At 63.4% G+C, this 22,590-nt stretch carries 17 protein-coding genes and 2 pseudogenes; 5 read left to right on the forward strand and 14 right to left on the reverse strand.

Annotated features, from left to right (window positions below; translation table 11 throughout):
• Positions 1-104: 104 nt before the first annotated feature.
• Positions 105-1,313: pseudogene (locus NKI17_RS31790) on the reverse strand (MFS transporter); the annotation flags it as partial.
• 168 nt (positions 1,314-1,481) lie between these two features.
• Between NKI17_RS31790 and NKI17_RS31795 the strand changes: the two are divergent.
• Entirely contained in the window at positions 1,482-2,114 is a 633-nt protein-coding gene (locus tag NKI17_RS31795; protein WP_352646607.1) for a TMEM175 family protein, read from the forward strand.
• Between the two features lie 21 nt (positions 2,115-2,135).
• On the opposite strand, the gene NKI17_RS31800 is transcribed toward NKI17_RS31795, so the two are convergent.
• The 9 genes from NKI17_RS31800 to NKI17_RS31840 form a co-directional block, all read right to left on the reverse strand.
• Positions 2,136-3,617, reverse strand: coding sequence for a L,D-transpeptidase family protein (locus NKI17_RS31800; protein ID WP_352577123.1), 1,482 nt, complete (start codon positions 3,615-3,617; stop codon positions 2,136-2,138).
• A gap of 237 nt (positions 3,618-3,854) precedes the next feature.
• Positions 3,855-4,220: an MmcQ/YjbR family DNA-binding protein gene (locus NKI17_RS31805; RefSeq protein ID WP_352646609.1), complete on the reverse strand. Its 366-nt coding sequence runs from the start codon at positions 4,218-4,220 to the stop codon at positions 3,855-3,857.
• Between the two features lie 145 nt (positions 4,221-4,365).
• Positions 4,366-6,972, reverse strand: a complete 2,607-nt coding sequence (clpB, locus tag NKI17_RS31810; RefSeq protein ID WP_352907372.1) for an ATP-dependent chaperone ClpB — start codon at positions 6,970-6,972, stop codon at positions 4,366-4,368.
• 230 nt (positions 6,973-7,202) lie between these two features.
• Positions 7,203-8,114 carry a DUF4167 domain-containing protein gene (locus tag NKI17_RS31815; RefSeq protein WP_352907373.1) on the reverse strand — a complete coding sequence of 304 codons (912 nt, stop codon included), beginning with the start codon at positions 8,112-8,114 and terminating at the stop codon, positions 7,203-7,205.
• A gap of 331 nt (positions 8,115-8,445) precedes the next feature.
• Positions 8,446-9,324 (reverse strand): peptide chain release factor N(5)-glutamine methyltransferase, encoded by an 879-nt coding sequence (gene prmC / locus NKI17_RS31820; RefSeq protein WP_352907374.1) that lies wholly within the window; start codon positions 9,322-9,324, stop codon positions 8,446-8,448.
• Positions 9,317-10,396 (reverse strand): peptide chain release factor 1, encoded by a 1,080-nt coding sequence (gene prfA, locus NKI17_RS31825; protein ID WP_352570515.1) that lies wholly within the window; start codon positions 10,394-10,396, stop codon positions 9,317-9,319. The genes prmC and prfA overlap by 8 nt, the downstream gene beginning before the upstream one ends.
• A gap of 8 nt (positions 10,397-10,404) precedes the next feature.
• Positions 10,405-12,675, reverse strand: a complete 2,271-nt coding sequence (ptsP, locus tag NKI17_RS31830; RefSeq protein WP_352471315.1) for a phosphoenolpyruvate--protein phosphotransferase — start codon at positions 12,673-12,675, stop codon at positions 10,405-10,407.
• Between the two features lie 181 nt (positions 12,676-12,856).
• Complete coding sequence (locus tag NKI17_RS31835) at positions 12,857-14,110, reverse strand: aspartate kinase (RefSeq protein ID WP_352725790.1); 1,254 nt, start codon at positions 14,108-14,110, stop codon at positions 12,857-12,859.
• A 199-nt stretch (positions 14,111-14,309) separates the two neighbouring features.
• Positions 14,310-14,879 (reverse strand): putative glycolipid-binding domain-containing protein, encoded by a 570-nt coding sequence (locus NKI17_RS31840; protein WP_352907376.1) that lies wholly within the window; start codon positions 14,877-14,879, stop codon positions 14,310-14,312.
• Between the two features lie 214 nt (positions 14,880-15,093).
• Here NKI17_RS31840 and ubiG point away from each other — a divergent pair, with 214 nt between their 5' ends.
• Positions 15,094-15,843, forward strand: coding sequence for a bifunctional 2-polyprenyl-6-hydroxyphenol methylase/3-demethylubiquinol 3-O-methyltransferase UbiG (ubiG, locus tag NKI17_RS31845; protein ID WP_352907377.1), 750 nt, complete (start codon positions 15,094-15,096; stop codon positions 15,841-15,843).
• Positions 15,844-15,862: 19 nt separating this feature from the next.
• On the opposite strand, the gene NKI17_RS31850 is transcribed toward ubiG, so the two are convergent.
• A complete protein-coding gene (locus NKI17_RS31850; protein ID WP_352907379.1) occupies positions 15,863-16,753 on the reverse strand; it encodes a DMT family transporter in 891 nt (296 codons plus the stop codon).
• A 101-nt stretch (positions 16,754-16,854) separates the two neighbouring features.
• Between NKI17_RS31850 and NKI17_RS31855 the strand changes: the two genes are divergently transcribed.
• Both NKI17_RS31855 and NKI17_RS31860 read left to right on the forward strand, forming a co-directional pair.
• Complete coding sequence (locus NKI17_RS31855; RefSeq protein WP_352471319.1) at positions 16,855-17,340, forward strand: MarR family winged helix-turn-helix transcriptional regulator; 486 nt, start codon at positions 16,855-16,857, stop codon at positions 17,338-17,340.
• Positions 17,341-17,409: 69 nt separating this feature from the next.
• A pseudogene (locus NKI17_RS31860) lies at positions 17,410-18,904 on the forward strand (FAD-dependent monooxygenase).
• 62 nt (positions 18,905-18,966) lie between these two features.
• Here NKI17_RS31860 and NKI17_RS31865 read toward each other — a convergent pair.
• A complete protein-coding gene (locus NKI17_RS31865) occupies positions 18,967-19,620 on the reverse strand; it encodes a Vgb family protein (protein WP_352907380.1) in 654 nt (217 codons plus the stop codon).
• Positions 19,621-19,629: 9 nt separating this feature from the next.
• The gene (locus tag NKI17_RS31870) at positions 19,630-20,850 is read right to left on the reverse strand and encodes a winged helix-turn-helix domain-containing protein (RefSeq protein WP_352621692.1); all 1,221 of its coding nucleotides are present in this window, start codon (positions 20,848-20,850) and stop codon (positions 19,630-19,632) included.
• Positions 20,851-21,030: 180 nt separating this feature from the next.
• Here NKI17_RS31870 and NKI17_RS31875 point away from each other — a divergent pair, with 180 nt between their 5' ends.
• Positions 21,031-21,813 carry an SDR family NAD(P)-dependent oxidoreductase gene (locus NKI17_RS31875; protein ID WP_352621691.1) on the forward strand — a complete coding sequence of 261 codons (783 nt, stop codon included), beginning with the start codon at positions 21,031-21,033 and terminating at the stop codon, positions 21,811-21,813.
• A gap of 77 nt (positions 21,814-21,890) precedes the next feature.
• Here NKI17_RS31875 and NKI17_RS31880 read toward each other — a convergent pair whose 3' ends face one another.
• On the reverse strand, positions 21,891-22,586 hold the full coding sequence (locus NKI17_RS31880; protein WP_352570520.1) for a hypothetical protein: 696 nt from the start codon (positions 22,584-22,586) through the stop codon (positions 21,891-21,893).
• Positions 22,587-22,590 lie beyond the last annotated feature (4 nt).

Consider the following 22,590-nt stretch of genomic DNA (forward strand, 5'->3'; position numbering starts at 1 on the left):
ACCGCCCCCCCCCATCCCTAAAGCCGCGCGCGGTGGGGCGGGGGTGTGTGTGGCTGCCCGGGCCCCCACCGCTTGCGTCCGCCCCCCCCCCGCCACCGCCCCCGGCTCGACAGCGGCGATACCACCAGCGCCATGCCGAACCCCATCAGAGCCATCAGCGGGAATACCCCGATCCAGAAATTGTGGATGCCCCAATAGGCCAGCAGGGCAAGTCCGGCAAAGGCAAGAGCCACAACCAGACTGCCGCTGGCGATCGGAAAGCGAGGCCCGATGCGGTCGGACCACTGGCCGACCGGTCCGGACAACACTGCGATCAATGCCGAAAGCGGCAGGAAGATGAAACCGACCTCGGCCGCGCTCAGCCCCCATCCGGCGATCATGAGCATCGGCAGATAGAACAGATTGGCCGACAGCGCGAAATAAAGGAAGAAGGTCGCCACATTGGCGCCCGCGAACGCGCCGATTCGAAACAACGACAGCTCGATCATCGGCTCGCGCCGCCGGCGCTCGAAGACGATGAACACGACGAGCAAAACCGCACCGGCGGCAATACTCGGGCCGGACATCAGCCCCTCCCCGTCGCCGCTCATCGAGGTCAGACCGTAAGCGAGAGCTCCGAACGCCAATATGGCGAGTGCAGCGCCGCCGAGATCGAGGCCGCGCTTTTCCGCCGGCGCGTCGGCAGGGACCTTGGCCAGCAGAAGATAGACCGAGATAAGGCCGAGCGGCAGATTGATGGCGAAGATCGCCCGCCAGATGCCGTCGCCGAACGCCGACAGCACGAAGCCGCCCAGCACCGGGCCGAGCGCCGTCGTCAGTGCTGATGCTGCGGCCCAGATGCCGATCGCCCGGCCGCGTTCCTTTTTCGGATAGGCTTTGGCGATAATGGCCAGGCTGCCCGGCACCATGATGGCCGCTCCGACACCCTGGATAGCCCGAAACGCAATAAGCACCGTCGGGTTAGGCGCCAGCGCGCAGGCAAGCGAGGCGGCAATGAACAGGACGATGCCGGCGACGAAGGAGTGGCGCAGGCCGAAGCGATCGCCGGCGGCGCCGCCGACGAGAATGAGGGCTGAGAGTGTCAATGCGTAGGCATTGGAAATCCATTGTGCCTCGGCGAGGCTGGCGCCGAGGTCGACGCGGATCGCCGGCGTCGCAATGGCCAGGACCGACCCGTCGATGAAGCCGAGCGCAGAAGCCAGGATCGCGGCGATCAGCACGAACCGCCGCTGCGCCTGCGGACAGAACGTATCGGCGGGAAGTGAGCCGGTCAGGGGAACGGCGCCGGTACCGACTTTGGTTGGCGTGTGCATGCCGCCTTACCTAGATCGCCGGCGCGCCGGCGACAACCGGCCAGCACGCTGTTCTCGTTGAAACCAGGCCCAACCTGGCCACACAGGCAGGATCACGCCGCTCAGGGTGCAAACGGCAAGTGCCGTGCTAAGCTTCTCGCAGCGCTACAGGCAAGGGGGAAATACCGCATGAAACGACCGCTCGAACCCTCGGCGGAAGGACGCGGGCGCGTCGTCGGCATCACCGACGGCGTGTTCGCCATCGCGCTCACCCTGATCGTTCTCGAGATCAGGGTGCCGGCGCATGAAACGGTGCATTCCGAACGCGAGTTGATCACAGCGATCACAGCACTGGCGCCGCGCTTCCTGACCTATGCGCTCAGCTTCCTGACGCTGACCATCTTCTGGTTCGGCCAGCAGGCGCAACACGGGCTGATTGCAAAATCCGACCGGCGGCTTGCCACGCTGAACCTCTGTGTCCTCGGCTTCATCGCCTTGCTGCCGTTCTCGACCGACCTTCTCGCCGACTTCCTCGAATTCAGGACTGCGGTGCTCGTGTACTGGTTCAATCTTTTGATGCTCGGACTGACGCTGCTCGCCAGTTGGCGCTACGCGGACAAAAACGGATTTCTGGCCGAAGGTGTCGACGCGGAGACCACCCGAACGGTCTATCTGCGCATCGTCAAGGCACAGATCCTGTGGGCCGTCGGCGCTGCACTCTGCCTGATCAGCCCGTTGCTCAGCGTCGGCTTCATCCTGGTGGTGCAGCTGATCTATGCCGCAGCGCTGCGCGCGCCACTGCTGCGCAAGGTCATCGGGTGATTCGGGCGAAGGCGTTGCGCTTTAGTCGACGAACTCCACGATAACGCCGGGCGTCACGATCTTGGCAAGCTCGCGCGCGTCCCAATTGGTCAGCCGCACGCAGCCATGGCTTTCGGTCTTGCCGATCTTGGACGGATCCGGCGTGCCGTGAATGCCGTAGGTCGGCTTGTCCAGCGCAATCCAGACCGAGCCGACCGGGCCGTTCGGCCCCGGCGGGATGGTCAGGATCCTGTCGTTTTCGCCCTGCTTGAAATTGATGTTCGGGTTGTAGGTGTAGTTCGGGTCCAATGCGACACGCGACACCGCATGCGTGCCGGACGGCGACGGCGTGTCGGACGAGCCGATAGTCGCCGGATAGGCTGCGACCAGCTTGCCCGCAGCATCATAGGCGCGGACCTGCTTATTGGACTTGTCGGCGATGATGCGCGCCACCGGCGTCGCCACCAGCCTGCCGAAATTGGCGACCTTGATGATGGTGCCCGGACGATTGAAATTGGCGTCCGGATTGAGCTTGTTCAGATAGGTTTCATCCATATGGAAGCGCTCGGCCAGCGCTTCGGGTACCGACGTGTAGCCCATCCGATCGAGCTGGGCCTTTTGGCTGTAGTCCTCCGGTATCGAGGCGACATAGGGGCCGGCCGCATCCTCGGGCGTGATCGTGTAGGAGGCGAAGGCATCGCCACCGGATTGCGCCAGGGCCGCCTGGATACCGACCGCGTCGGTCGATTTCAGATTGCTGCCGGTGATTTCGTTATAGGCGGCGAGTGCCTTGTCGACATTCGAGCCGAAGCGTCCGTCGATGACGCCGGGCGATGCACCGGCACGGTCGAGCAGCACCTGCAGTGCCGCCACGTCCTCGCGGGCGCCGAGCGCAAGCGACGGGTCGACCGCCGTCTTGCCGCCAGTGCTTGGCGGCGGGGCTGTGTCTGGCGGTAAGGCCGCCTGCTCGTTCGGCACCGTCGGCTCGACCGGCTCGATCGAGGCCTCGTTGAGCGGCTGGCGCTCGATGGTGCGCGGCTTTACCGGCTGCGCTGCCTCCGGATAACCGTTGCCGTAGCCGTCATCCCGTGGCGCTTCGGGGAAGGCTTCCACCGAATTGTCGCCATAGGGGTCGTACTCGTCAGCCGGCGGTATGATGACCCTGCCCTCGTCTTCCATCTGCCTGCGGCGGAACCGCGCCGTGTCCTCAGGGTCGTCGAGATAATAGGGGTCGTCCTCGACCGGTCCCAGGTTGCGCAAGCGCTCGCGGCGCAAGGCGCGGCGGTCGAGCCTGGTCTGCGGCGGCTGGATGGCGATGACCTTGCCGGTCTCCGCATCGACGATGACGCGGTTTCCCCTGGCATCGTAGTAGATATCGAGATTGCCGTTCTGGGCTACAAGAATGCCGCCGCCATTGGCGGCACGAACCACCCGTGGCGCGGTATCCACTATTGGCGAGGCCATCGCATTCGACGCCAGCAGCCCGGCAGCAAGCGCTGAAAGGGTGAAGATGGTGCGCAACATGATGGCCAAATTCTCCGGTCCGTAATTGCCGCCGCCGGCATTGTCTCTTCAAAGCGCCGCGCGTCTTTTCGACGCGCAAAGGACGCTCTAACGCTTTAAATCTCCGCATCGTGCTTTGCGAAAATCAAAACTCGATTTCGGGCCGATGTGGTAGGCGAACCCCTTCGCCAGCAAATCAGTTGCCAACGATAAGGTTCCAATATGAACCGGGCATGAAGATGGCGGATTTCTGACCGATTAACCGGCAGCGAGCCGCAATTCCTTGCGCGCCTGCTTCGTCAGCTTCAGCACGACAAGACGGTGGCTTTCGCGCAGGTAATCCTTCAGCGCGCCATCATCCATGCTTTCGCCGGTCTGGCGCTGGATCCATTTCATGCCGCGTGAGGCAAGATAGGGCGCGGGCCGAAGGCCCGGCTGCTCCCTCAGCACGTCATAGGCGATGTCGGAGCATTTGAAGGTAACGAACGGCTCCTTGCCCTCACTCCAGCCGCCGATCGCGAAGACCTTGCCGCCGACCTTCCAGACATGGGCGCCGCCCCACTGCACGACATGGATCGTCGAAGGCAGCGAGGCGCAGAAACTATTGTAGTCGTCCAACGTCATCTGCGCCCCACCAAGTTTCAGACCATGAACCGAAGGCCGGCGTAACAAAAGGGTATGCCGGTTTTTCGGAAAGGATCATGGTCGAGATTGAAGATAGGAATTCCATCCCGATTCGATCGGGATGGAACAGGCTCTTGGCTTGAGCTCAGGCGGCCGCTTCGGTTGCCACGACTGCCGGCTTCGAGCGGAAGTTCAAGCGGTCGGACCCAGCGGTGACCTTGACGGTCGAGCCGTCGAGGATCTCGCCGAGCAGGATCTTTTCCGCCAGCGGGTCCTGCAATTCCTTCTGCATCACCCGCTTCAGCGGCCGCGCGCCATAGGCCGGGTCGTAACCCTTGGCCGCTAGCCAGTCGATCGCCTCCTGATCGAGCGAAAGCGCGATCTTGCGGTCGACAAGCAGGTTTTCCAGGCGCTTGAGCTGGATCTCGACGATACGACCCATATCCTGCCGGCGCAGCCGGTGGAACAGGATTACCTCGTCGATGCGGTTGAGGAATTCCGGCCGGAACGAAGCCCTGACGACATTCATCACCTCGTCGCGCACGACGTCGACATCCTGGTCCTCGCCGAGATTGACCAGATATTCGCCGCCGAGGTTCGATGTCATGATGATCAGCGTGTTGCGGAAATCGACCGTGCGGCCCTGCCCATCGGTCAGCCGGCCGTCGTCGAGCACCTGCAGCAGCACGTTGAAGACATCAGGATGCGCCTTCTCGATCTCGTCGAACAGCACGACCTGATAGGGCCGGCGCCGCACCGCTTCGGTCAGCGCGCCGCCTTCCTCATAGCCGACATAGCCGGGAGGCGCGCCGATCAGCCGGGCGACCGAGTGCTTCTCCATGAACTCCGACATGTCGATGCGCACCATGGCGCTCTCGTCGTCGAACAGGAAGCTGGCCAGCGCCTTGGTCAATTCGGTCTTGCCGACGCCCGTCGGTCCGAGGAACATGAACGAGCCGAGCGGCCGGTTCGGGTCCTGAAGGCCGGCGCGCGCACGGCGCACGGCTTTCGACACTGCCTGCACCGCCTCGCCCTGGCCGACGACGCGCTTGCCGACCTCGTCTTCCATGCGCAACAGCTTGTCGCGCTCGCCTTCCAGCATCTTGTCGACCGGGATCCCCGTCCAGCGCGAGACGATATGGGCGACGTGATCGGGACCGACCACTTCCTCGACCATGCCGGCCTTGCCATCCCTGGCTTCGGCCTGCTTCAGCTGCTTTTCGAGTTCCGGGATCTTGCCATAGGCAAGTTCGCCGGCGCGCTGGAATTCGCCCTTGCGCTGGGCAATGGCAAGTTCGTTGCGCGCCTCGTCGAGCTGCTTCTTGAGGTCGGCGGCAAGCCCGAGCTTCTGCTTCTCGGCCTGCCATTTCGAGGTCAGCTCGGTCGATTCCTCCTCGAGGTTCGAGAGTTCCTTCTCGAGCCGCGCGAGCCGGTCCTTCGAGGCATCGTCCTTCTCGACCTTCAGCGCCTCGCGCTCGATCTTGAGCTGCATGATGCGGCGGTCGATCTCGTCCAGCGCCTCGGGCTTCGAATCGACCTGCATGCGGAGCCGCGACGCGGCCTCGTCGACCAGGTCGATCGCCTTGTCCGGCAGGAAGCGGTCAGCGATGTAGCGGTTGGACAGGGTTGCGGCCGCGACCAGTGCCGAATCCGAGATGCGCACCTTGTGGTGCTGCTCGTATTTCTCTTTCAGGCCGCGCAGGATCGAGACAGTGTCTTCGACCGTCGGCTCATTGACGAAGACCGGCTGGAAGCGGCGGGCAAGGGCCGCATCCTTCTCGACATGCTTGCGGTATTCGTCGAGCGTGGTTGCGCCGACACAATGCAGTTCGCCGCGGGCGAGCGCCGGCTTCAGCAGGTTCGACGCGTCCATGGCGCCATCCGCCTTGCCGGCACCGACCAGCGTGTGCATCTCGTCGATGAACAGAATGATGCCGCCGGCGGCAGACGTGACTTCGGAAAGTACCGCCTTCAGCCGCTCCTCGAACTCGCCGCGGTACTTGGCGCCGGCGATCAGCGACCCCATGTCGAGCGCCATCAGCTGCTTGTCCTTGAGCGATTCCGGCACATCGCCATTGACGATGCGCAGCGCCAGCCCTTCGGCGATCGCCGTCTTGCCGACGCCGGGTTCGCCGATCAGCACTGGGTTGTTCTTGGTGCGGCGCGACAGCACCTGGATGGTGCGGCGGATTTCGTCGTCGCGGCCGATGACCGGATCGAGCTTGCCCGCGCGGGCGTCCGCCGTCAGGTCGCGCGCGTATTTCTTCAGCGCGTCGTAGCCCTGCTCGGCGCTCGCCGAATCGGCAGTGCGACCTTTGCGTACGTCGTTGATGACCTGGTTCAGCGCCTGCGGCGTGACACCCGCCTTGGACAGGATGTCGGCGGTCTTGGCCGATTTTTCCATGGCCAGCGCCTGCAATAGCCGTTCGACGGTAACGAAGCTGTCACTGGCCTTCTTGGCCAGTTCCTCGGCGGTCGAAAACACCTTTGCCAGCGGCTGCGCCAGATAGAGCTGGCCATTGCCGCCCTCGACCTTGGGCATTGCCTCCAGTGCCGTTTCGACGCCGAGCTTGACGTCACGGACATTGCCGCCGGCGCGCTCGATCAGCGACGCCGCCAGGCCCTCGTCGTCATCGACAAGGACCTTAAGAATATGCTCGGGAGTGAATTGCTGGTGGCTGCCGGAGAGCGCCATGGTTTGCGCGGACTGGATAAAGCCGCGCACGCGCTCGGAATATTTTTCAAGATTCATGCCTGTCTCCTTCCGTCACCGGCCCGCTTCGCGGCACCGGATCAGATTGCGGTGACGGACCCGCCCGTTCGAGCCGGATCCTGTTCAGGCAAGATATGGGACGCAAACCACGGACCCTCAAGACGCCTCGACACTGGCGAACGCATAATATTCCGAGCGCGCAAACAAAAACGGCGGAGATTTCTCTCCGCCGCCTAGGGTACGCTAAGATTGCCTGAACGTTTCTTCGATCAATCCTCGACGTCGGCAATAATAGGTTGACCGCCAGCGTCTTCAGCCGGCGCCGCATCAACATTGCCAGTCTCGGCACTGTCAGGGCCGGCATTGTCGTTGCCGCCATTCGCCTGTTCGACATCAAGGCGCGGGCGACGCGGACGCCTGGGGCGGCGTGCCGGGCTGTTTTCGGCCGCGGCTTCGTTGAGCTCGGCCTGGGCGGCGAGACCCGCCGGCGAAAGGTTTTCGAATTGCGGTGCGGGCTCGCTCACAAAGACCGGCTCAGCGGCCGGTACGGGCTCCGCCTGCGCCGGCGTCTCGTCGCGCCGTGGCTGTTCGACGCGCTGTCCACCCTGCTGCTCGCCGCGCGCGCCATACTCGCCGCGCTGGCCGTTCTGGCCGTAACCGCCATTGGGGCGACGGTCGCGGTGGCGTCCGCCAGTGTTGTCGCGTCCGTCACGGTTATCGCGGCCGCCCCGATTGTCGCGGCTGTTTTCCTGGTTCAGAGCCAGCTCGGCCGGCGTGCCATCGATGACCGGCTGCGGGCCGGCACCGTGATTGGCCGAAGCCGATGCCTCGTTGGCATTGTTGTTGCCGGCGTTGTCGAACTCGTCGCGATCCTCGTCGCCGTCATCGTCGAAATCGTCTCGATTCTGCTGCGCGTTCTGGATCGGCATCTGCGCCTGAGCGGCTGCGATGATGCGGTTATAGTGCTCTGCATGCTGGAGATAGTTTTCCGCCATCACCCGGTCGCCGGAGCTTTGCGCGTCACGGGCAAGGGTTGCGTACTTCTCGGCAATCTGCTGAGCCGATCCGCGGATCTTCACGTCCGGGCCGTTGCTCTCATAGTTACGCGTCAGGGGATTCGGCCCCTTACGATTGTTGTTGTTATTGTTGTTGCCGCCGCCACTGTTGTTGCGACCGCGCATGCGCCTGTTTTGCTGTTGTGGCCTCATTAGACTCTCTTCACTTTGAAATTTTCGAAAAACTCTTCACGAACGGAGGCGCTCATGCAGCCAGCCGTTTCGTTCCTTCACCGGCGTTCGCCCGCATCAATTGCGTTGGCGCCACGTGCCATCCTGTTCCGGTTACTTCACTTGCCGGACGATTCCCGCACGAAGCTTGGGCGTCGTTTGCGCAAGAAGGCAGCTATTTCCAAGGAAAACCGAATCGCTAAGAGCACTGCCTGCTTCGTCTCATCCGGTTAACGCGACCCTAGCCGCATTCCCCGGTATTGCCAAGCGCTTTTTTCGCACTGCATCACGGCTTCCACCGTTCGAACACAAGAACTCTGTCGTTTCCGCCGAGATCACGAAACACCCCGACCGAACGGTACCCGGCCGCGGAGAATATCTCCGTAACCTGTTGGTGCTGCGTATGGCCGATCTCGACCGCAATCCTGCCTTGGAGTTCCAAATACGCTGCCGCTCCCGCGGCGACTTTCCTGTAGGGGCTCAGACCGTCCACGCCGCCATCGAGGGCCTGGCGTGGATCGAAACCGCGGACCTCGTCCTGCAGATTTCCAATGTCGTCTGAGGGTATATAGGGAGGGTTTGCGACAATTACATGGTACCGGCCAGAAACTTTTTCAAACCAGTCGGATTTGAGCGGCGTGAACCGGCCGGCGAGCCCCAATTCCCCGGCATTACGCATGGCTGTGGCCAGCGCCTCTTGCGAAATATCGACGCCGGTGGCGGTCGCGGCCGGAACGGCGCTGAGCAGCGCCAGCGCGATGGCACCGGTGCCGGTCCCGAGATCGAGGATGCGGCAGCCGCCTTCGCGTGCCGCCATTGCCTTGACGAAGGGCAGCACCGCCTCGACCAGCGTTTCGGTATCCGGCCGCGGCTCCAGCGTTTGCGGCGAAAGCGAAAGGCGCAAGCCATAGAATTCGCGGTAGCCAAGGATCCGGTGTACCGGCTCGCCGGCGATGCGCCGCCGCAAGGCGGCTTCGATTACCGCCGTCACGTCCGTATCGACAGCGCGCCCGGGATCGGCGATGGCCTGCGTGCGACTGGTGCCGGAAAAATGCTCGACGATCAGCCTGGCATCGAGCGCCGGATCCGCGATCCCGGCTGCGGCGAGCCGGTTTTGCGCCTCCCGCAGCAGCGGCGCCAGCGTGGCGGGCAGGCTGTCAGCCATCGATGCCGATATCGGCGAGCAGCTTCGACTGGTGATCGGCTATCAGCGCGTCGATGATCTCGTCGAGTTCGCCCATCATCACCCGGTCGAGCTTATAGAGCGTCAGGTTGATACGATGATCGGTGACGCGACCCTGCGGAAAATTATAGGTGCGGATGCGTTCCGAGCGGTCGCCCGAGCCGACCTGCGACTTGCGCGATTCGGAACGTTCCTCGTCCGCCTTGCTGCGCTCGAGGTCGTAGAGCCTGGCGCGCAGGATCTGCATGGCCTTCGCCCGGTTCTGGTGCTGCGACTTTTCCGCCTGCACCACCATGATGCCGGTCGGAAGATGGGTGATGCGCACGGCCGAATCGGTGGTGTTGACGTGCTGGCCGCCGGAACCCGAGGCGCGCATCGTGTCGATGCGGATGTCATCGGCCCTGATGTCGATGTCGACTTCTTCGGCTTCCGGCAGCACCGCGACCGTCGCCGCCGAGGTATGAATGCGTCCGCCCGCCTCGGTCGTCGGCACGCGCTGCACCCGGTGCACGCCGGATTCGAACTTCAGATGGGCAAAGACGCCCTTGCCCGAAACGGTGGCGATGATTTCCTTGTAGCCGCCGACCTCACCCTCGCTGGCCGACACCGTCTCGAAACGCCAGCCATGCGCCGCGGCATAGCGCTCGTACATGCGAAACAGGTCGCCGGCGAAAAGCGCCGCCTCGTCGCCGCCGGTGCCGGCGCGGATCTCGAGGATGGCGTTCTTGTCGTCGGCGGCATCCTTGGGCAACAGCAGGATCTGGATGTCCTTCTGCAGCGCCTCGATGTGATGCTTGACCTCCGGCAGGTCGGCCTCGGCCAAGGCCCGCATCTCGGCGTCGGTGCCCTTGTCGGCGAGCATCGCCTCCAGATCGGCCTGTTCGCGCTCGGCGGCGCGCAGCGCCCTGATCTTTGCCACCATCTCCTGGATGTCGGCATATTCGGAGGCCATCCTGACATAGGCGTCCGCCGCCGGCCCGGCCGACATCTGCGCTTCGAGCATGTCGAAACGCTTGACGACTTGATCCATACGGTCGCGGGGCAGGTTGATCATGGCGAAGTCTATAGCGGTATAGAGCGGTCGTCGGCAAAGGCTTGCAGCAGCGCCCGCATCGGCAGGCCATGCGCCGGCGCCATCAGATTGTCGTCGAAGAACGCTTCCAACTCGCTGAGCGGCAGTTCCGTCAGCATCGCCTTGACCGGGCCGATCGATGCCGGCGACATCGAGATCGAGCGATAGCCAAGGCCGATCAGCGCCATCGCCGAAATCGGCTTGCCGGCCAGTTCGCCGCACAAGGTCACCGGCGTCTGGTTGCGCGCCCCGGCATCGGCAATTTGCTTCAAAACACGCAGGAACGGCGTCGACAGCGGGTCGAAGCGGTCGGACAATTGGGTGTTGCCGCGATCCACCGCCATGACGAACTGGAACAGGTCGTTCGAGCCGACCGAGACGAAATCGACCGCCTTCATCAGTTCGTCGAGCTGGAACAGCAGCGACGGCACCTCCAGCATCGCCCCGAGCTTCAGGCTGGTCGGCAAATGATGGGCAAAGCGCGACAGATGCCGCACCTCGCGATCGATGATCTCGCGCGCCTGCGCGATCTCGCCGAGTTCCGTCACCATTGGCAGCATCAGCTTCAGTTCGCGTCCGCCGCACGCCTTGAGCAGCGCGCGGATCTGGGTGCGCAGCAATCCAGGCCGGTCGAGCGTCAGGCGGATGGCCCGCCAGCCGAGCGCCGGATTTTCCTCCTGGATCGAGCCCTTGAAATAGGGCAGCACCTTGTCGCCGCCAATATCGATGGTGCGGAACGTCACCGGCTTGTCGCGCGCCGCTTCCAGCACGTCACGATAGAGCCGTTCCTGGGCTTCCGCGCGCGGAAAGGTCGAGGCGACCATGAATTGCAGCTCGGTGCGGAACAGGCCGATGCCGGCCGCGCCCGCTTCGGCCAGTTGCGGCAGGTCGACCGCCAGCCCGGCATTCATCAGAAGGTCGACCTGGACACCGTCCTTGGTCACCGACGGCTTCTTGCGCAGCTCGCGGTAGACCTCCTGCCGCCGCGCCCGGAAACGCACTTTCTCGGCATAGGCCGCCTCGAGGTCGGGCTGCGGGCGCAGATGGATTGCACCCTCCTCGCCGTCGACGATGATGGCATCGCCGTTTTCCGCCATGGAAACGGCGCCTTTCATTTGGCCGGCGACAGGTATGCCCATCGCCCGCGCCACGATGACGACATGGCTGGTCGCCGCGCCGTCCTCCAGCACCAGCCCGCGCAGCTTGTCTCTGGGATAGTCGAGCAGCTCGGCAGCCCCCATCGAGCGGGCGACGATGATGGCGTCCTTGGGCAGCGAGGCCGCGACGTCCTCCGGTCCGCGCCCCATCAGCTGCCGCAGCAGCCGATTGGCGAGATCGTCGAAATCGCTCATCCGTTCGCGCAGATACGGATCGGTCATGTGCAGCATGCGGGCACGCATGTCGCTCTGCACCTTTTCGACCGCCGCTTCGGCCGTCAGGCCGTTGCGGATCGCCTCCTCGAGCCGGCGCACCCAGCCGCGGTCGTTGGCGAACATGCGATAGGCTTCGAGCACCTGGCGATGCTCGCCCTCGAAGGCGACGTCGCGGCGCTCCAGCATGTCGTCGATGGAGAGCCTGAGCGAGCCGAGCGACGCGTCGAGCCGCCTGACCTCTTCCTCGCTGTCCTCGTTGAAAAGATTGGTGACGACAATGCGCGGCTCGTGCAGCACCACATGGCCGAGACCGACGCCTTCGTTGAAGGACAGGCCGGTAAAGCTTACCGGGCGGCGCAGATCGAGCTCGAGGCCGGGCCTTGTCAGCCGCTCCAGATCGCCGGTGGCGATCATCTCGGCGATCACCATCGCCGTTGTTTCCAGCGCCTCGACCTCGTCGTCGCGATAATGGCGCATGGTCTTGTTCTGCACGACCAGGACGCCGAGTGTCCGCCCTGCCCGCAGCACCGGCACGCCGAGGAAGGAATTATAGATTTCTTCCCCTGTCTCCGGCAGGTAGGCGAAGGCAGGATGCTCCTGTGCATTGGAGAGGTTGAGCGGCCGCGCCGAGGCCGCGATCGTGCCGACCAAGCCTTGGCCCAGCCTGAGCTGCGCCAGGTGGACGGCGTTCGGGTTCAGGCCTTCGGTGGCGTAGAGTTCGAGCACCGAATCGGCGCGCAGCACATAGAGCGAGCAGACCTCGGCAACCATGTTGGAGGCGATGTCGCGCACGATTCGGTCAAGCCGCTCCTGCGGCTCCAGCGGCTCTTGCATGAGCTCGCGGAGCCGTTTCAGCAAAACGCGCGGGCCACTGGCCGAATCACGCATCGCGGCTTCTTCTCCAATAGCGTTTCAACCGGTGCAGGTTGCCCTGCACAGCGGCACAAACGCAACAACTCAATTAGAGCGCCATCGTCCAATTGGACGCATAAAGACCGCTCCAAGATTTTCGATCCGCTGCATCCTGCCTTCCGAAAATCGATTCCGATTTTCGGGCCGATGCAGTCCGCTACTGCTTATCCAGACCGTACACGGAATGCAAAGTGCGAACTGCTAGTTCCGTATAGGGACCGTCGATCAGGATCGAAATCTTGATTTCGGACGTCGTGATGGCGCGGATGTTGATCGCGCGGTCGGCAAGCGCCTTGAAGGCGGTAGCGGCGACGCCGGCATGGCTGCGCATGCCGATGCCGATGACCGAGACCTTCGACATGCCGGCTTCCGACTGCACCACGTCGTAGCCGATCGTCGCCTTCAGCCGCTCGAGCACGGCGAGCGCCTTGTCGACGTCGCCGGATGGCACGGTGAAGGTCATGTCAGTGAACTTGCCGTCCTCGGAGATATTCTGGACGATCATGTCGACATTGATGTTGGCCTCGGCCAGCGGCCCGAAAATGCCGGCGGCGACGCCCGGCCGATCGCCGACGCGGCGCAACGAAATCTGCGCCTCGTCCTTGGCGTAGGCAATTCCGGTGACGACCTGCTGTTCCACGATCTCTTCCTCATCGCAAATAAGCGTTCCCGGCGGATTAAGCAAATCCCCCATTCCTGGTGCGTCGGGATCGTCGAAGGACGACCGCACGAAAGTACGCACCCTATGCACCATGGCAAGCTCGACCGAGCGCACCTGCAGGACCTTGGCCCCGAGCGAGGCCATTTCGAGCATTTCCTCGAACGAAATCTTGGCCAGCCGCCGCGCCTTCGGCTCGATGCGCGGATCGGTCGTATAGACCCCGTCGACATCGGTGTAGATATCGCAGCGGTCGGCCTTGACCGCTGCCGCGACGGCGACAGCGCTGGTATCGGAACCGCCGCGGCCGAGCGTTGCGATCCGGTTGTCCGGCCCGATGCCTTGGAAACCGGCGACCACCGCCACCTGGCCTTCGCCGAAGCGCTTGATCAGGAATCCGCCGTCGATATCGAGAATGCGCGCCGCGCCATGCGCGTTGTCGGTCTTGATCGGGATCTGCCAGCCTTGCCAGGAGCGGGCATGCACGCCGATATTCTGCAGCGCGATCGCCAGCAAGCCGGCAGTGACCTGCTCGCCGGACGCGACCACGGCATCATATTCGCGCGCATCGTGCATCGGCGAGGCCTCGCGTGTCCATTGCACGAGCTCGTTGGTCTTGCCGGCCATCGCCGAGACCACGACGGCGACCTCATGGCCGGCGTCGACCTCGCGTTTGACATGACGCGCCACATTGCGGATGCGGGCGATGTCGGCGACGGAGGTTCCGCCGAATTTCATCACGATGCGCGCCATAGAAGCGAAATGCCTTTGACTGGATGCCGGACCGAAGGCCGAAAAGTGGAAAACTGCGCCAAGCTGTGGCCGGGCGCTCAATGCGCGGCCTCCTTAGCCAAATGACAGTCGTTTCGCAAGGCGTGCCGCCGCTGCCGGCCGGGCGACACACCAGCGCAGCATCGCGCCTGCACTGCTTCTTGCCAAAATGGTGCTCGCTTCAGCCCAGCTGTGCCGTGGCTCTCCACAGGCGCGGATAATCGAGGACGAAACCGAGCGGCGAGACCTCCAGTGTCTCGTGGTAGCCGAACATCGGGGCGGCATAGGCGTAATGTGCAGCATCGACGCGCCGATAGGTTTGCTCGAGGCGAACGAGCCTGAGTTCGGGAAATGTCAGATAGGCTGCCGGCGCGGGCGTCGCCATACCGACATCGAGGGCAAAACGGCGAAGCGCCAAAAGGTTTGTGGCGGGCGTGAAGCCGAGATCGACATCGATGAGACCGTCGACTTCCGCTTGATGCTCGCCGTTCAGCGTCCATTGGCGCCCGGTCAGCCGGTCGACCCTGTAATGCAGCTCTTGCGTGCCGAGAAAGCCGTCGGCGCGCGCCGATCGTGTATGCCAATCGGCGTCGCAGTCCGCCTCGTAGGCGATGCTGCACGGCTCGCCGTCCTGGACGAAAAGCGCGTGTCCCCTGAGGTTCCACCCGGAACTCGCTTCCGACAGAAGGCAAGCGTCGTGGCCTTCCTGGTCAAGCCGGCGCCAAAGAATGGAAGCAACTGCTCGCATCATTGCGCACTCCTCCGAACCCGATGTCTCTGCTTCGTCCGCCAAAGCCTAGGCGTTTCCTTCCGGCACACCATCAACTGACACGTGCTGACACAAATGCAGCCGGCAAAAGGCGGCGCCGGAAGGCATCGCGCGCATCGCACCGCCGGCGGTGAATTTCGCGCCTTGACATTCGCAGCCTCGCGCCCGACTTCCTAGCGTCCGAGGAGACCACGCCATGCCAGAGCCCCGACGATCGACGATCGATGCCGGAGAGGTGGAACGATTTTCCGCCCTTGCCGCCGAATGGTGGAACCCGAACGGCAAGTTCCGCCCGTTGCACAAGTTCAACCCGATCCGGCTTGCCTATATCCGCGACCAGGTGGCGGCCCGCTTCGGCCGCGATCCGCGTGCGGCACGGCCGTTCGAAGGCCTGCGCTTCCTTGACATCGGCTGCGGCGGCGGGCTTTTGTGCGAGCCGATGGCGCGGCTTGGCGCCGAAGTGGTCGGCGCCGATGCCTCCGCCACCAACATCGAAGTGGCCAAGCTGCATGCGGCGGAAGTCGGCGTGAGCGTGGATTATCGCGCCACGACCGCGGAAGACCTTGCCGATGCCGGCGAAAAATTCGACGTCATCCTCAACATGGAAGTGGTCGAGCATGTCGCCAATGTCGATCTGTTCCTGGCCAAATGCGGCGAGATGGTCAAGCCTGGCGGCATCATGTTCGTCGCCACCATCAACCGCACGCTGAAGGCCCTGGGCCTGGCCATCATCGGCGCCGAATATGTGCTGCGTTGGCTGCCACGCGGCACCCACCAGTTCGGCAAGCTGGTGCGCCCCGAGGAACTGGAAAAGGCGCTTGCCGGCGCCGGCCTGACCGTCATCGACCGCAGCGGCGTCACCTACAACCCGCTCGCCGACCGCTGGCAGCGCTCGAAGGACATGGACGTCAACTACATGGTGCTAGCGGAGAAGGCATCCGTCTGAAGCTTACGCCTTCTGGCCTCTATGGCCTCTGGCTTTGCGCCTTGGTGGTGATGAACACGCCGGCGGTGATGATGACGGCACCGGCCCAGGTCAGCAGTTGATAGCGCTCGCCGAGGAAGAGGGTCCCGGCAAACAGCCCGACCGCCGCCGCGACGTAGCCGATCTGGCTGAGATAGACCGGGCCGCCGACCGCTTGCAGGCGGAAGAAGAAGGCGAACATCGCCGAGGCTGATGCCACCTGTGCCGCAGCAACCAGCGGCACGCCGCCGAGCGAGCCGAATGCATTGCCGCCAAGCAGGACCAGAATGCCGGCAAACAGCATCAAGGCTGCTGCCAGATGGCTGCCGACGGCGAGCTCGATCGGGCCGGTGCCTTCGGGCCAGTCGACGGTACGGTAAATGTTGCCGGCGGCGAGGCTGACCGGGATGAGCAGGCCCATCGCAACCCAGAAAAATTCGGCCGGCTGGCCCGCTTCGCCGCGCGTCACCGCCACCATGACTGCGCCGACGAAACCGACGACTATGCCGACGATGCCCAGCATGGTCGGGGGCCTGACGCCGAGCAGCATCGAGAACACCAGCGTGACGACCGGCGACAGCGTGAACATGATGCCGCTGTACCCGGCGCCCAGATGCGGAATGGCTGAAAACATCAGCAGATTGGGGATTGCATATGAGACGGCCGCGGTGACGAAGAAATAGCGCAGCCTGTGCGGCGTAAGCCGCATGCGCTTCCCGTTGAGCAGCAATGCGCACAAAAGCACGCCGCCGGCACCAAGCGAGATGACGAAGGCCCAGACCATGGCGGCCACGCCGGCCGCCGTCGCGATCTTGCCGAACGGCAGCGTCAGGCCGAGCAGTCCACCGGTGACAACCAGAAGGCCAAGCGCCGAGTCCCAGAGAAATTTCATCGCACCGTCCCGTCGCCCGTTCGCGGCACTTGGCCAATATCGCAAGCTGAGGTAAGATAAGCTAAAGATTCTTCACGTCAAGATACATAACGGTGAGAGACATGGATCGCGCAGCAAAAGCGATCGGGCAATGGAAAAAGGAACGGCCGGATCTCGATGTCTCGCCGATGGCCGTGCTCGGACGGTTGAACGAGGCCGCCTCGCTGATCGCACGAGAGCGGCTGGCGCCGCTGTTTGCAAGTTACGGGCTGCAATCCGGAGAATTCGATGTGCTGGCAACGCTGCGTCGTTCCGGGCCGCCATACGCGCTGACGCCGACGGCTCTCTACGAGGCGACGATGGTGACGTCGGGCGCGATGACCAACCGCCTCGATCGGCTCGAGAAATCCGGCCTGATCAAGCGCGGGCCGCACCCCGACGATCGCCGCGGCATTGTCGTGCAGCTGACTAAAAAGGGTCTGGCGTTGATTGACGAGGCGGTTACCGCTCACGTCGCCAACGAGCACCAGATACTTTCTGGGTTAGCACGCCCGGAGCAGATCATGCTCGCACGCCTGCTCGAAAAACTGATAGCGAGCCTGAACTAACCCAAACGGCAACCACTGGGACTCTGGGATCATTGCATTGGGAGTCGTAACTGCCAGAGGAGTTTGCCGATGACAGAACATGCAGTCGTGATTGCCGGAGGAGGTCCGACGGGCCTAACCCTGGCAGGCGAGTTGGCGTTGGCAGGCATCGACGTAGCCATTGTCGAACGCCGCCCGAACCAAGAGCTTGCCGGTTCGCGTGCTGGAGGTCTGAGTTCACGCACTCTCGAAGTTTTCGATCAGCGCGGCATCGCGGACCGGTTCCTCGCCGAAGGACAAATAGCCCAAGTCACGGGATTCGCGGCGATGCGTTTAGACATCAGCGATTTTCCGACCCGCCACAACTACGGGCTGGCGCTGAGACAGAAACACATTGAGCGCATTCTCGCTGGATGGGTCAGCGAGCTGGCAGTGCCGATCTATCGCGCCCGTGAATTAACGTGTTTCGTGCAGGACGACGCCGGCGTCACCATCGAACTGTCCGATGGTGCGTCGCTGCGGGCAAGCTATCTCGTCGGGTGTGATGGAGGCCGCAGTCTGGTCCGCAAAGCTGCTGGCATTGAGTTTCGAGGATGGGATGCGACGACCAGCAGCATCCTCGCCGAGGCCGAGATGGCGGAGGAGCCGCCACTGGGCATTCATCGCACCGCACTTGGCATCCATGCCTTCGGCAGGGAAGAGTACGAAATTCGTGACGGCAAGGTCGTCTTTGCCGATAAAGGTCCCATAGGCGTCATGGTCACTGAAAAGAATGTCGGCGCCACGACCGAGCCCACGCTGCGCGATCTCCGCGAAGCGCTCGTCGCCGCATGCGGAACAGATTACGGAATCCATAGCCCAACCTGGATTTCCAGGTTCACGGACATGTCGCGGCAGGCGGCGGCTTACCGCAAGGGCCGGGTTCTCCTAGCGGGCGATGCCGCCCATGTGCATTCCCCGGTGGGCGGACAAGGCCTCAATATCGGTGTGCAGGATGCGGTGAACCTCGGTTGGAAGTTGGCCCAAGTGGTGAAAGGAACATCGCCTGAACGCTTGCTCGACACTTATCACATCGAGCGGCATCCGGTTGCGGCCCGCGTGTTGCGTACGACAATGGCACAGGTCGCATTGCAACGTACTGATGATCGCACTGAAGCCTTGCGTGAAATCGTATCAGAGCTCCTTGGGGATGGAGGAGCCTCGCAAACGGATCGCTGCCGAGATGTCCGGACTTGGTATCCATTACGACCTCGGCCAGGGGCATCCGCTGGTCGGCCGCCGCATTCCTGACCTCGACCTGGCCACGCCTGATGGTCCCATGCGCGTATTTGCGCTCCTCCAAAAAGCGCGGCCAGTGCTCTTGAATCTCGACGCGCCGGGCAGCCTCGACATCAAGCCGTGGTCAGACCGCATTAAGTTGGTTTACGCCAAATGGGACGATCCATGGGAGTTGCCTGCGCTAGGTTTGGTCTCCGCTCCAACCGCAGTTTTAATCCGACCCGATGGATATGTTGCTTGGGTAGGCGACAGGACGCAGGATGGTCTTCAAGACGCGATGAACACCTGGTTCGGACCACCGGGCTAAAAACCGCAAAAACCAGTTAGCTCGAATGGTCCCGAAATCAAACGGCTACGGAGGGCAAAAACTCAGATTCTGGTCGCAGAGCCTCGTTTGGGCCGGCGAACAGCTCTGATCTTGCCGCTGTTTCCGCCGCCACAGAAAAACTGGTCACCGCCATCGGATTCGAGCCCCGACACGCCTGTTCCCGGCGGCATATCGAGCTGCTCAAGGACCTTTCCCGTTTCAGGATCGATCCGTCTGACATCGCTCTCCTCGCCCTCCCAGGTGCCATGCCACAGCTCGCCGTCGACCCAGGTGACCCCGGTTACGACGCGGTTGGAAACGATGGTGCGAAGGATTGCCCCTGTCTCGGGATCGACCTGATGAATCTTTCGGCCCCGATGCTGCCCGACCCAGAGCGTTCCTTCGGCCCAGGCGAGCCCGGAATCACCGCCATTGCCAGGCGCCGGGATCGACGCCAGCACCCGGCCATTCCTCGGATCGATCTTCTGGATGCGATCCTCGGCGATCTGATAGAGGTGATGGCCGTCGAAGGCCGTTCCGGCGTGTGCCGCGACGTCGATCGAGCGCACCACTTTGCCGCTCGCCGGATCGAAGGCGTTCAATCTGTCGCCTGAGGCAAACCAGACATGCTCACCGTCGAAGGTAACGCCGTCCACGTGGTCGACACCCGGAAAGGGTCCATATTCTCGAAGGATTTCGGCTGCGGATCGTTCCATGATTCCGTCCTAGTAGCCCGGCAGTGGGCCGGGGAGTAACAAGATTGTCGGGAAACCCGTCAGCGGCGGGGTCATCCAGCGACGCGCCCGTCCGCGGCCGAACGACTGCACCTTGCCGGCCTGGGCGAGCTGCTCGAGCGCTCGCTGCACGGTACGCGAACTGGCTCCAAGCGCAATCGACAGGGCCGAACTCGACCAAGACTCGCCGTCGGCGAGGAAGGCGAGCACGGCGGCATGCTCTTCTTCGACGGGTGGCGCCAGCACGACGACCTCACCTGCGCGGCGCGGGGCCAGCGCAAAGCCCCGCTTCGTCGCGCTCACATCCGCCAAGCTCCGAAGCTCCGCGCGAAGCCGCCCGACTTCGACCCGTAACCGTGCGCGATGTGATTCGTCCGCGTCCTTTCCGCGGAAAGCGCGCGCAATGAGCGTCGATCTTGCCACGTCCCCCGGCCAGGCTTCGGCCAGCGCGCGGGCCAGCGCGAACAGCACCGGGCGGGTCGCCAGCGAGACGACCGTGTCTGCGACCCGCACGACATTGCGGCATGCATCCACCACGAGCGCCCCCGACGCCAGGAGCGCTTCGACTTCGTCGAGCAGGAGGGGCCGTTCCCCGCCACGCGCGACAAGGCGTGCGGCCGGCGTGTCCAGCACCAGCGATGCGCTCTCCACCTCCGCGATCAGCGCGGGGATGCCGGACGCGCGCGCCGCCCGCGCCGCCAGGCCAAGCGCGGCGCGCGCAGGGCCGGTCCGCAAGCGGCGGATGGCGATGCCGGCGACAGCCAGCTCGTGGGCGGCCCGCGATGCCGGCGGCAGCGGCGAGGGATCGAAGCCGTCCAGCCTGCGCTCGGCTTCGTCGAGATGGCCGATCAGCAGCAGGCGCCGAACGTCGAGGTTGCGCGCATGCGCGGCGTTGACGCGGTCGCCATGCTTTTCAAGCGTCGCCCGTGCGGCGTCGAGTGCCTTGGCCGGCCAGGTAAGGTCGCGCGAGACGAGCGCGATCTCGGCCTCGGCGACGATACACCGCGCGCGGGCCACGGCCTCCCTCGGGCTGAATGCGCGCGCCGCCCTCTTGAGAAGAACCTTCGCCCGAACCAGGTCGCCAAGCTGCGCCATTGCGATACCGCGCAACGCCAGTGCCGGCGCATCGTCGCGCAGCGCAACCCGTTTCAAGGCGCCGAGCGGATCGCCCGCCGCAAGCGCATGCGCCGCGGCCGTGATCAGCGAGTCCATCGGAATCCCGTCACACTTGTCACTCCCATGGCTTCGACATCCGGCGCTAAGTCCATCTCACCAACCAGTCGTATCGACAACGGCGACTGTAGCCAACCTGAGTTGCGGCGCGCCAACCTTGAGTCGCGGCTAGACCGTGCACTGGGCTCGAACACAACGATAAGCATTAGGAGAGACGCAATGAAGATCGAAGGTACAACCATCCTGGTGACTGGCGCCAATCGGGGCATCGGTCGGGCACTGGTCGAGGAAGCCCTGAGCAGAGGCGTAAAGCGCGTCTATGCCGCAACCCGCCAACCGATGGCTCATCCGGACCGGCGTGTGACGTCCCTGACCATGGATGTGACCAACGCTGCGCAGATCCGGGAGGCCGTCGAGAAGATCGATGCTCTCGATATCCTCATCAACAACGCCGGCGTATCGCCCATCGATGACCTAAGCGACCGTCGTGTGCTCGAACAACAGCTGGCCGTAAACCTCTTCGGCTCGTACGACGTTACCCAGGCTCTGCTGCCGTTGCTGGCCCGGTCGCGGGGAGCCATCGTCAACATTCTGTCGCTGGCCTCGATTGCCGCCGTGCCGTTCAGTCCGGCTTACTCCATCTCGAAGGCGGCCTCGTTCTCGCTGTCGCAGTCGTTGCGCACCCTTTTGGCCGGACGGGGTGTCAGCGTCCACAGGGTCCTTCCCGGCCCGGTGGACACGGACATGACACGGGGCCTGGACATCGCGAAAGCCTCTCCGGAGTCTGTCGCGCGGGCGATCCTGGACGGAGTGGAGAACGGCGAAGAGGAAATCTTCCCCGATCCCATGTCGGAATCCCTGGCGGAGGGCTGGCGCAGCAGTGCAGTCAAGGCGCTTGAACGCCAGTTTGCAGCCTATGCGGAAGCAACTCCGTCAAGTGGTGGGCATGAAAGAAGCAGCGAAACGATTGCCCGCGAGCCCCATCCTTGCTGCTCGGCCTGAAATTGCGGACGCTTGTGCAGGGGGCGGCGGCATCGCCGCTCTGGGCGGAAGCGAACCCCCACAAGCGAAACGGAGCATCATTTTCGCTTGTCGAAATGCGCTTCAGCTTCTTGTCGCCTGATACGCCTCTGATATCGCCGCCGGGCGAAAAAGACGATCAAGTCTGCCAGCCAACCTGGAGCATTGAGATGGAGCAAGGCATCACGCGCGCTATCAATTTGCCGACCATTCATCGCTACATTGGAAAAATCCGAGGGTTCCGTTTGTCGAGCTTCGACCCATTGACGAATACTCGCCCCGTCCGGCAGTTTCGCCGCAAAAGCCAGTTCACGTCTCATGCAAACCCACTCCACCCGGTGGCGCAATTCCTCCTCATAGCCAATGCCTCGCTGATGGAGACGCGCATGCGTCGCCTCATGCACTATCGCGCTGGCGATCTGGTCGCTCAGCGTGTGCTCGCCTAGAACAAATCGCCGATCAAGCTCGCAAGTCGAAGTCGATTTCACAAATTGCGCAGCGGCACCTGGATTGATTGTAATCCAGATCCGTTTGAGATCGCGGACCAGACGGCTGTATCGAACAGGGTCAAATTTCTGAATCAACCGCAGCGCGGCGGCAACCTTATCTGCATCTTTCCCACCGCTCTCGCCATTATAGAAAACTGGCAACCCATCGATCGTCCTCTTGTCGATCGACTTTATAGCCAACCAGCTGAAAACACGGATCACTACCTCTGAACCACGCCGCTTTTCAGTCTTCTCCGGATGGGGCAAGACT

It is taken from the genome of Mesorhizobium sp. M0816, from assembly GCF_040320005.1.
Taxonomy (GTDB): Bacteria; Pseudomonadota; Alphaproteobacteria; order Rhizobiales; family Rhizobiaceae; genus Mesorhizobium.